The organism is Kitasatospora sp. NPDC048545, from assembly GCF_040651155.1.
GTDB lineage: Bacteria > Actinomycetota > Actinomycetes > Streptomycetales > Streptomycetaceae > Kitasatospora.
Genome location: NZ_JBEZIQ010000088.1, coordinates 18,027 through 28,182, shown reverse-complemented (window position 1 = coordinate 28,182; position 10,156 = coordinate 18,027). Strand labels below are relative to the sequence as shown.

Sequence of the window (10,156 nt, the reverse complement as noted above, 5' to 3'; positions counted from 1 at the left end):
GCTCACCCCGCACAACTCCGAGGGCGGCAGCGACACCATGCCGCAGCCCCCGCGGCACGAGGGGTTCGTCCTCGTGCCGCACCGCCCTTCGGCGTTCCCTAGCCAGGCAAGTGCACGAACCGGCTTGGGCTCCGAAGCCCTGCCGGACGGGTGAGCCCGCCGCGCCGGGGCTCAGTTGAAATAGATCCCGCGGAACTCGCCGGAGAAGCCGAGCGCGACCATCGCGTCGCCGGCGTCCTGCCACGACCGTTCCGGATAGGCGAAGTTCTCCTCGAAGAACTCCACATCCACCTCCCCCTCGCGCCACTCGGCGCCGCATCGGCACCGCACGAACACCATGTTCCGGGTCTCCAGCAGCAGCCAGTCGCGGCGGGCCTTGCACTCGGGGCAGGTGATCACGAAGCCCTTGGGGTTCAGCTCGTCGAGGTACGGGACCGCCCGGATCAGAGCTCCGCCGGGTGCGGGCTCGGGGACCGCCACCGGGTAGTCGGGGATGTGCAGTTCGACATCCGCCAGCGGGGGCAGGTCGGCCGGGTCGTTAGAGTTGAGGTCGCGTCTCGGCGAGTCGGTCAAGTGGGAGCCCTTTCGTCACGGAGAGGGTCGTTATAACCGATACCAGATCACCTCTATTCCCGTTTTCTGGGAAAGTGGCCGAACCGTGACCACCAATGTAGGTGGGCTCTCGGCGCGCACGGGGTCAGCTTGGCGGTTCGACGGCTGTGTCGAGCAGACCGGCGGCGTGAGCCAGGTGCTCGTAGACCTCGGCGGAGTCGGTCCCGGTGACGACAAGGTGGGCAAGTCGTGCGGTGGCGGGGTCTCCCTCGGGGGGAAGGAGGACCGCGTCCCCAGGCTGCTGCTCCCAGCCCAGGCGCTCCAGCCAGTGCGGCTGGCCGAGTTCAGGGCGGGCTTGGGCACGGTGGACCGTGCCGGAGGTAGCCGGGCTGACGAAGCGGATGCCGGCCGCGCGCTGGCGGGTCGGGGTGAGTTCGGGCTCGCGGCCGAGGGCGATGTCGGCTGCTGCCGCGGCCAGGTCGACGCCGGTGGCGAGGTGGACCAGCTGGTCGATGGCGTCCCCGGCTATGCGGGCGTTGACCTCGATCAGGCGGGGGCCGGTGGCCGTGAGCCGCATTTCGACGTGGGAGATGCCCGCGTTGACACCGAGCGCGTCCAGGGCGGCCTCGGCGACCGGACCGGCCTCGCGCAGCAGCGGGTCGCCGGCTTCGACGACGTGGTCGAGCACCTGGAACAGCGGCTCGCCGCGCAGCTGGGTGCGGGTGACGGCCACGGCGGTGGTGATGCCGTGGGAGGTGACGCACTCCACCGAGAGCTCGGGGCCGTCGAGGTACTCCTCCACGAGGACTCCGGAGCCGTCCTCGCCCTGACCGATGGTGCGCGCGGAGGCGTAGGCGTAGGCAGCGGGGAGGTCCGTGGGTGCCAGGACCTTGATCACGCCTATGGAGCCGGCGTGGGCGGAGGGCTTGAGGACGAGGGGGTACCCGATCCGGCGGGCGGCAGTGGCCGCGGTTTTGGGCGAGGTGACCCGGATCGACTGGGCGGAAGGGACTCCTTCGGCTGCCCATACAGCCCGGGATGCGGCCTTGTTGCGGCAGGCCGCGGCGGTGGCGGAGGACTGGCCGGGCAGGGCGAGGTCGGCGACGAGGTGAGCCGCGGGCAGCAATGCGTACTCGTCCCAGGTGAGCACGCCCGCGATGGTGTGGCGTTCGGCCAGGCGGGCGGCGGCGGCGCGCACGGCCATGAGGTCGCGGGTGTCGGCGATCTCGTGGTCGAGCAGGTACGGGCGCTGCCAGGTCGGTTCGTCGGGAGTCAGCAGGGCGAGCGGGTGACGGGAGGCGATGGAGGCCAGGGTGTTCTCGCGATACGGCTGGCAGCCCGAACCGATGACCAGGAGCACCGCGCTCGGTTCGGGCGAATCGGAGGTGGTCGGGTGGACGGCAGACGTCATGCAGGTCCTTCGGGCGTGTTGGTCGGTTGAGTCGTCGGGGCGGCCGGGGAGCGCAAGTTCAGGCAGCCGGGGTTGGCTCGTCAGCTGCGCCGGCCGCTCGGGAGGGTCGCGGCGGCGTGGACCTGTGTGATCGGCCTCGGGCTTGGTTCACCCGCTTGGGCCGTGGACGGCGTCGCGCCGCAGGGACCAGATCGGTTCGCACGGAGGTCTCCTGTTGCTGCGTCGGACGTTGGCGCGCCCGCCGACGCAGCGTCGATCGCATCCGTCGGCGGGCGGGTCACCAGCTTCGGCGCTGATCGGCCGAACGCATTCGGCCGATCTTGTGGTAGCACGCTCCGCACCGCTGGGCCGGCCGCCGAGATCAGCTTCGACTTCCAGGCAGGTCGGGCCAGGCATCCGGGGGCGGCGCCTGGATCGGTTGCAGCGAGACCGCGCGGTACGCCACCCAGATCTCCGCGCCGTCCGGTCCGCGCAGCCGGGCCGCCCAGCGGCGTTGTTCGAATTGGCACCAGGCGGTCAGCACCACCGGCCACCAGCGCCCGCCGCGGCGGACCCAGACGGCCAGGGAGTCCGATCGGATGCGCTGGCCGGCAAGCTGGCTGACCGCCGTCGGCGACAGCTCCTGGGCGTCCCTCCAGTCCGCTGCCCAGATCGGAAGAGGTACGCCGAACGGGTCGAACGGACGAGTCCGCCCCGTCGAACGCCCGGAGGACCGTTCGCGACCGGCTGGACGGGACGGGGGGCGCGGCGGCGATGCGCTCATCTCAAGTCTGTTCGAGTGCGCGCTCCGACTGCCGACAGCGCCGTTCCGGGACCGAGGACGTACCACCCGCCGACCCGCTGACCGGTATCTGCTTGCCAGGTGATCTGGGCGACCCACCGGATGCTGCCGACGCGCAGCCGCCACCGCTCGACCCTGGCCTGCCTCCAGTGTCCGCCGATCCTGATCTGGGCCTGCGTCCATTGGGGCTCTGCCCGCCATGAGCGGCCGGGCCCATCCATGAGGTCCCGCGGGGCCGGCACTGCGTCGCCCAGCTCGTTCCCGAGGGAGCGCGTGGCCGGCGGCAGGTACAGGGAGGCGGTACTCATGGAACCATCATCGGACATATGTTCGATTACGTGCAACGATAACCCTGGGAGATCAATCGAACACATGGAGGATTTGATCGCGCCCTCCGCGAGCATGGCCTGGAGCGCCCGGAAAGCAACGAGGACGCCCCATCGCGGGGGCGTCCTCGTTGCTGCTTCTCAGGGCTCGCCTACGGTATCCCGTGACGCGGGTCGTGGCCCCTTCCCCTATTACCGGCCCGGACGGCGGTGGGGGGCCTTCGGCGCGCTGCCGGGCTGGTCGGCGCGGACGCCCGGTCCCAGGCGCGGGTGCGTCGTCCTGTTGGCCGGGCTGGCGGGCAGGTCGGCCAGCCTTCGCACCCGCCAGACCATGACGGCGGTGACGGAGTCGGCACTGCCGAGCTCACGCCAGCTCCGGGCTTCCTCAAGGAGGGCTGCGGGGTCGTGGCCGGCCGCTTCGGCTTCGGCGAGGGTTGCCGCGAGGGCGTCCCGGCCTTCCTCCTCCCCGGTGACCTCGTCGACTCCGGCCAGTTGCTCTCGGATCACGGCCGTCTGCCGGTCGCGGACGGCGGGCGGCAGGGCCCTGCCTTGGGCGGCCATCGCCGCCATCGGACGGGCGGCGACGGTCGCGTACGCCGTCCGCAGCTGGAGCGCGGCGGCGTTCGCGGCGGCGGCCTGCTGGGCGTGGCCGCGCGAGGAGTGCCACCTTGCGGCGGCGATGGCCAGGAGGACGAGAGCGGAGAGCAGCATCGCGGTGACGCCGCCGTCCTCACCCCTGTTGGTGGTGTAGCCGTTGGAGAGCATCTGCCGGGCCGCGTACCGTAGGGCCCGGTTGTCGGCCCGCTCGGCCCGGACGTGCGAGCGGGAGGCCCGCTCAAAGGCCCGTGCCGCCGCGAGAAGTTGGGCCCTGGTGTCCGTCGGCGCGCGGACGGCGATCACGTCGATGATCTCGATCGCTCCGGCCAGCTGCGCGGAGGCCGCTTCGTCGTCGCTCTCGTCGACGGTCCGGGTGGCGTCGTCCACTGCTGCGGCGGCGCCCCGGCGCGCCTGGGCTGCTCGTGAGCCGGGTGTGCGCTTCTTCCCGGCGGCCTGGTCGCCGAGGTCGGCGTCGCCGGCGCCGTAGCCGAGCGGTCCTGCGGTCAGTCGTTTGCGGATCCGCGGCAGGGAGAGGTCCGGGGCCAGTGACGAGCCGCCGTAGTAGACCGGCTCGCCGACGGCGTTGCGGTCGTCAGGGTGGGCGACGGAGTAGCCGAACGCGGCGCCCGACGGCCCGACCTTGCGGTTCACCAGCAGGCCGACGGACGTGAGCCTGGCGAAGAACTCGGCCTCGGATGCGGCGCCCGCGACGGCCTGGCGGACCTTGTCGCGCAGCTGGAGGCGCACGGGCTCGGGGCGGCCGAGCCGCTCGGCCTTGTGGGCCTCCGCGCTGGTGGGGCGCTTGGCCGCTGTCTTGTCGCCGGGGTTGAGCTGCTTGAGGCCGAGGTCCTTCTCGATCCGGCGGCATTCGTCCTGCGCGCGCTGGGCGTCACCGTGAAGACGGGCTCCGCGCAGGTCGCCGCGCACGGTGGTGGCCATGATGTGGATGTGGCGGGGGTCGTGGCGCACGGCGATCCAGCGGCAGCCGTCCGGGTCGCCTGGCTCGGCGATGCCGGCGGCGGCGACGACGCGGCGGGCGACTTCGGCCCACTCCTCGTCGGTGAGGATCCGGTCGCCGGGGTCGGCGCTGACCGGGCAGTGCCACACGTGCTTCTTCGGTCGCCAGCTGCCGAGTTGGTTCACCCGAAGGTCCAGGACCTGTTCGAGCTGCTTGAGATTGGCCGAGGGGTCGCGGCCGGGGTCGGGGGCGAACCCGTCCCAGGACGCGACGATGTGGGGGTCGAAGTGCTCGTCGTGCTTGCCCGGCCCGTAGAGGTAGGCGAGCAGCCCGTACGTCTTCGAGCCGCGGCTGATGTCAGGAACCAACCGGCCCACCCGCCACGAGCTTGGCTGCTGCGGTGTCGACGACCGTGATCGCTGCGCGGACAACGCCGAGGGTGGAGGCCAGCTCGGCCGGCTGGACGTAGCCGGCTGCGTTGAGGCCGAACGCCACCTGGTTCAGGTTGTTGCCGACACGGGCGAGCTGGGCGCGGGCGGCGGCAAGTTCGTCAACGGCGTGGTCGAGGCGGTCTTGCGGATCTCGGGCAGAGCGGTGGCCGCGGGCGGCGGCGAGGGTGCTGGTGGCGACGAAGCGGGAGACGGTCTGCTCGCGCGCGATGGCGGCTGCGGCGATTTCGTCGCGTTCGGCTTCGTTGAAGCGGACGACGATGCGGTGAGCGCGCTGCTGGTCGTCGCGGTGGCGGCGGCGTGGGCGACGCGCTGGCATCAACTGGGCTTTTGCTTCTTCGGGTTGTTCGGTGGTCGTGGTTTCTCCTCTCCTCTGTTCCCGGAGCGCCCTCGCTCCGGATCGTGGGGAGGAGTCGGGCGCCCTCGCTCGGCTCCTCCCCAGGTCCCTCGCCCCCTCGGGGCGAGGGCAAGTGCCTGGGGCGGCCCGTAGGGCTGCCCCAGGCGATAGCTTGCTGCGCCGACGGGCCAAGTCGCCAGCTACCAAACGCGGCATCAGCTCCGGTTTGGAGCAGGTTATTTCACGCTGCCGCTTCGAGTTCGGCGCGGGTGTCGACGAGCACGTCCAGGGCGTACTCGATTGCTTCCAGCGGCGATTCCAGGACGAACTTCGGCCCCCGGGACGAGCGGCGGACGATCCAGCTGCCGTCGCCCGCGCCTTCGGCGGAGTACAGGATTCGCTGGTCGCGCAGCAGGCCCATCAGTGCGTCGGTGAGGGCGGCATCGGAGCGGTGCGTGGCGGTCACGTGGCAATCCTTCGGTGGGTTGTCGGCCGGGTCGGCGTGAGAAAGGGGCGGTCAGCGGCGGGCGGGCGGTGGTTTTCCCCCGTCGATCTCCCTGAGTTCGCGCAGCAGTTGACCGAGGGCGACGTTATTGATCGGGATGTTCTGAGCCTTGAAGCCGGCGCGCAGGGCGTCCCGGTTCAGCCGTCCCTCGGCCTCGGCGGCAGCCTTGCGGGCGATGGGGACCAGCTCCTGCAACTCGGTGCTGCTCAGCTGCCGTCGGCGGTTAGCGGCCGGGGTCGAGCTGTGGTCCGGGACGGAACGCGGGACCGGGACCGGAGCCTGTGCCCGGACGGGGGCTGGGGCCGCCACGACCACCGGTGTCGTGGCGGGACCGGCGGCCTCCGGGCGGGGACCGTCCCCGGACCGTCCGGATGCGGGGACGGTCCCCGTCTTCGCCTCGGGACCGGCGGCGACCGCTCGGCCGACACTCTGTGCGGCAGTGCCCGCTGAATCCGCCGTCCCGGGGAGGGCGGGTCCGCTGGCGTCGGCGGCGGGACGGAGGCCCGGCTTGTCCTCGGTCGGTCCCGAATCGCGCCCGGCCTCCGTATCAGGCGCGGGCTCCGCGGTCCCTCGGTTCGGCGCTGACGGGGTGGGGACGGAGACGGGGGCTTCGGTCCCGGACGGGACGGTCCCCGGAGCCCTACCAGCCGAGGGGGCCGGGACAGGCGAGACGGCCTGCGGGGTCGGTTCCCGTCCCGTCCCGGCGCCGAGGACCGCGTCCGCGGGGACGGTCCCCTGCTGTGGGGTGGTCCCGGGATTGGTCACGGCGGGAGCCGGAGGGACGGGAACAGCTTCCGGGGCGGCGGGCTCGGCCTGCACAACTGGTGCGGCGGTCGGGACCGCGGTGATCTCCCGGTCCCGGCCTCGCTCCTCGATCCGCCTCGGTTCGGCACCCGGGGCGGAGTCGTGGTCCCGGGTGCGAACCCACCAGCGGGTGAAGCGGGACGGCTGCGGTGCCGGGGCGGCCAACGGCTCCTGGCCACCCCGTCCCGGGGCGTGCCGGGATATGACGATGTAGAGGTGGGTCGCACCGCCGAGGACCAGCGGGGCGATGGTGCTGAGGGCGCCGACCGCGGTGTTGGTCAGGTGGAGGCCCGGCGCCTGCGCGGTCGCTTCGTTGAGCCGGACGGCGTGGGTCCAGTTGGCCCAGACGCTGGTGGCCGTGGAGGCTCCGAAGACCGACCAGGTGTAGGCACGGGCCCGCAGCGGCGCCTCCTTCAACACGACCAGCGCCCGCACCCCGTAGGCGATGAACCCGTCGATGGCAACAGGGAAGAGGTAGGAGAGCTGCGGGCGAACGTGCATGGCGACGGCCATCTGCTGCAACGCGTCATAGCTCAGGGCACCGCCGACCGCGCCCATGACGCCTATCGCCGCCTTGTCCCACCGGGACATCCCCGTCAGCGTTTCGCCGGTCTCGCTCATGCCGCCACCGTCACGGGCTCGGGCGTGAACTCGGCGGCGATGCGCTTCTCCCGTAGCACGGCCAGCGGCTGCTCGTCCAAGGTCTTGCGGGCCTGCCGAAGAAGGTAAAGGGCGTACTTGCGGTCGGCGCCCAGCACCGGAGCCCAGACGTTCAGGTCGAGGTCGAGGAGGGCCGCGACGATCGTCACGGACTCGCGTTCGAGCCTGGACAGGTGGCCGGGGCTCCCGTTGAGGGCGTTCAGAACTCGCTGTTCCTCCCACCGGTGGGCGCTGTTCCGGCGGTGCAGGGTCTTGCGCTCGCCCTCGGTCAGCCCGCCGCGGATGCCCCAGCGGTCGGTCATTTCCATGGCCTCGGTGCGGCAGTCCTCCTTCACGGGGCAGCCGCCGCAGATCCTCTTGGCCTCCCGGGTCTCCTCGACCTGGCTGGGCAGTGGGTAGAAGTACTCAGGGTTCGGGGTGCCGGCGCAGGCGGCGCGGCTGGCCCAGGCGTAGTCGCGACGCCGGGCGGCGAGCCGGATCGGCTGGGCAGGGGTGTCGGTACTCACGGGGTGCGGTGCTTTCCGAGGAGGGCCCACGGCATCGGCGCTTCTGCGGCGGCGCGGGACGAGACGGTCGGAAGGGCTGGTGCCGGATAGAGCGGCCAGCGGAGTCAGGCGATGGCTGGCGAAGCCGCGGCCTGGGTTGGGCTGGGTCGGTCGAGCTAGCGCCGACCGCCTAGCGGGTGCGGGGCCGGAGGGACGGGGAGCCGCCTCTCTGGCCAGCGTTCTGATCCGCCGGTCGACGGCCGGGCTCGTCCTCGAATCGGCTGGCGCGCTCGGGCGGCTGGCCTGCAGCTGCGCGAGCGCGTGCAGGTATCCGGGCGAGGCGTCCTCGCGGGTCTTGATCTTGGCGTCCTGGGCGGCACCTCCGTCGTACCCGCCAGGCTGGCGGGGCTTCTCAGCGGGCCCAGTGCCGTACGCGCGCAGCACGCGGATGCTGTGCAGGATCGTTTCTCCGTGCGCCTGGTTGATCTTCGCGACGAGTACCGGGGCGAGGGCCCGTACGTGGGTGGCGTAGGCAGGGGATGTGGCGCGGACGACCAGCTGGCCGCTCTTGTGGTCGAAGCTGACGGCGGCGACGTGGTCGGCGAGGTCGCCCACGGTCGTCGGCCAGAGGTCGAGCAGTCCGCCGCCGGCCAGCGGCTCCTGCCAGGCGTGCTGGGTGACCAGGTCGGACAGAGCCGTTCCCAGCCCCACGGGGTCGAGTCCACCGCGCCGGGGGGCGGTAGCGCGCCCGGTGGTCTGGGCCTTGGCCGCGCCGGCGGGGCGCTTACTCGCGTCGGCGCGGGCTCGGCGCAGGGCGAGGCGGGCGAGGTCGATGCCGGTGTTCTCGTTGTGGTTCATCACGCGGTTCCTGCTCTCAGGTGGCTGCTGGTGGTGCGGAGGCGCAGGACGCGCTCGACGAGGTCGCGCCCGTAGATCTGCTCGGCCTGGTCCCGGCCGGCCAGGGCCAGGGCGGAGGTGACAAGTTCGGGTCTTCCGGTGAGGTACTGGCGCCACGCGGTGGTCCGGACCTCGCGGTGCTCTTCGCTGGTGGGTTGCTCGTCGAGGGCCACCAGCGGCTGGCGGCGGGTCGCTCTCGTCCAGGCGTCCCGGAACAGGCGCTGGACCGCAGTGCTGCGCGGCGCCTTCCAGGTGCCCTGCCATTCGGCGTGGCGCTCCTTGGCTGCCTGCGGGCTGTCGCGCCACCAGGCGACGATCGCGCTGCGCTTGGCCGGGGTGTCGTAGAGCAGCTCGGCTCCGGCGAGGCGGGCGGTCAGGAAGCCGACCGGGCGGTGGACGCGGCGAGCGGGCGCCCGCTGGGCCAGGACGGCGATGACCTCGTGGGCGGTCCACCCGGCGTCCGCGAGGTGGCGAACGGCCCAGGCAATCCGGGCCACCGGGCTGCCACTGAGCCACGGGACCTGCCGGACGAGTTCGAGGGCCAGCTGGTGGCGCCGGCCGACCGCGTTCAGCTTCCGGCGGGTCCGCCTTCCCGGTCGATCCTGCTGGTCTTTCCCGTTCCCGAGGTCGCCCTCAGAGGGATTGTTGGTAGGTGCTGCAGGAGAAGACGTAACAGAACCTGCCCCCATTGGGGTGCAACGGGAGGACTTCGCAGAGGAGTTGATGCCGGCCTTCCTGGTGCCTCGACGCTTGGTGCGGCGCACGGTTCGCGCGGCCTTCTTGCCGAGCTGCGCGAGGACGAGGCGGCTCTCGTCGGAGACGACACCGACGACAGTGCGGATGAACGTCTGGGACGTACTGGTCCGCAACCCGATGGTCTCGTCGAACTTCGCGGGGATGGTGCGGACGAACTCGCTTGCCCGGGCGGCGGCCTGGCGTATGCGGGTGCCCTTGACGGTGTAGGTGAGCAGTCCGGACTCCCGGAGGATCGACAGGTGGTACTGCACGGTGCGCTCGGACACCTGGAGCATCCGGACGAGGTAGTCGACGCCCGGTCTGCACGGGGTGAGCTGGGCGAGCAGCTCGGCAATGCGGATCGTGGTGCTGCCGAAGCGGGGGCCGTGGGTGCGGGCCGGGGTGTGGGCCTGGCTGTCGCGCACCCAGTGGACGGCCTGCAGCCAGGTGTACGGGTCCGGCGCGATGCGTCCGGAGGTGGTCGAGATCCACTGAGCGGGATCGGGGACGAGCAGGCCGGAGCCGCCCGTCGTCTTCTCCGCGTCCGGCGCTTCGACGTCTCGGACGGGCTGGAGGGAGCTGGGCACGGAGGTCCTGGTTCAGCTGGGCACGGCGGCCTGGCGCCACGAGCTGTCGCAGTTCGGGCGCGGCGCCGGCGG

General features: G+C 72.1%; 8 protein-coding genes. All 8 read right to left on the bottom strand.

The window, feature by feature from the left end; genetic code table 11:
* Positions 1-171: 171 nt before the first annotated feature.
* The 8 genes from AB0D10_RS43280 to AB0D10_RS43245 all read right to left on the bottom strand — a co-directional run bounded on the left by AB0D10_RS43280 (position 172) and on the right by AB0D10_RS43245 (position 10,084).
* Positions 172-573, bottom strand: a complete 402-nt coding sequence (locus tag AB0D10_RS43280; protein ID WP_360267628.1) for a hypothetical protein — start codon at positions 571-573, stop codon at positions 172-174.
* A gap of 124 nt (positions 574-697) precedes the next feature.
* Complete coding sequence (locus AB0D10_RS43275) at positions 698-1,963, bottom strand: ATP-grasp domain-containing protein (RefSeq protein ID WP_360267626.1); 1,266 nt, start codon at positions 1,961-1,963, stop codon at positions 698-700.
* 1,299 nt (positions 1,964-3,262) lie between these two features.
* The gene (locus AB0D10_RS43270; RefSeq protein WP_360267623.1) at positions 3,263-4,993 is read right to left on the bottom strand and encodes a mobilization protein; all 1,731 of its coding nucleotides are present in this window, start codon (positions 4,991-4,993) and stop codon (positions 3,263-3,265) included.
* On the bottom strand, positions 4,983-5,393 hold the full coding sequence (gene mobC, locus AB0D10_RS43265; protein WP_360267621.1) for a plasmid mobilization relaxosome protein MobC: 411 nt from the start codon (positions 5,391-5,393) through the stop codon (positions 4,983-4,985). The genes AB0D10_RS43270 and mobC overlap by 11 nt, the downstream gene beginning before the upstream one ends.
* Before the next feature lie 259 nt (positions 5,394-5,652).
* Positions 5,653-5,877 (bottom strand): hypothetical protein, encoded by a 225-nt coding sequence (locus AB0D10_RS43260; protein ID WP_360267618.1) that lies wholly within the window; start codon positions 5,875-5,877, stop codon positions 5,653-5,655.
* Positions 5,878-5,928: 51 nt separating this feature from the next.
* A complete protein-coding gene (locus AB0D10_RS43255) occupies positions 5,929-7,341 on the bottom strand; it encodes a DUF2637 domain-containing protein (protein WP_360267616.1) in 1,413 nt (470 codons plus the stop codon).
* Positions 7,338-8,723 (bottom strand): DciA family protein, encoded by a 1,386-nt coding sequence (locus tag AB0D10_RS43250; protein ID WP_360267613.1) that lies wholly within the window; start codon positions 8,721-8,723, stop codon positions 7,338-7,340. The genes AB0D10_RS43255 and AB0D10_RS43250 overlap by 4 nt, the downstream gene beginning before the upstream one ends.
* Entirely contained in the window at positions 8,723-10,084 is a 1,362-nt protein-coding gene (locus tag AB0D10_RS43245) for a helix-turn-helix domain-containing protein (RefSeq protein WP_360267610.1), read from the bottom strand. The genes AB0D10_RS43250 and AB0D10_RS43245 overlap by 1 nt, the downstream gene beginning before the upstream one ends.
* Positions 10,085-10,156 lie beyond the last annotated feature (72 nt).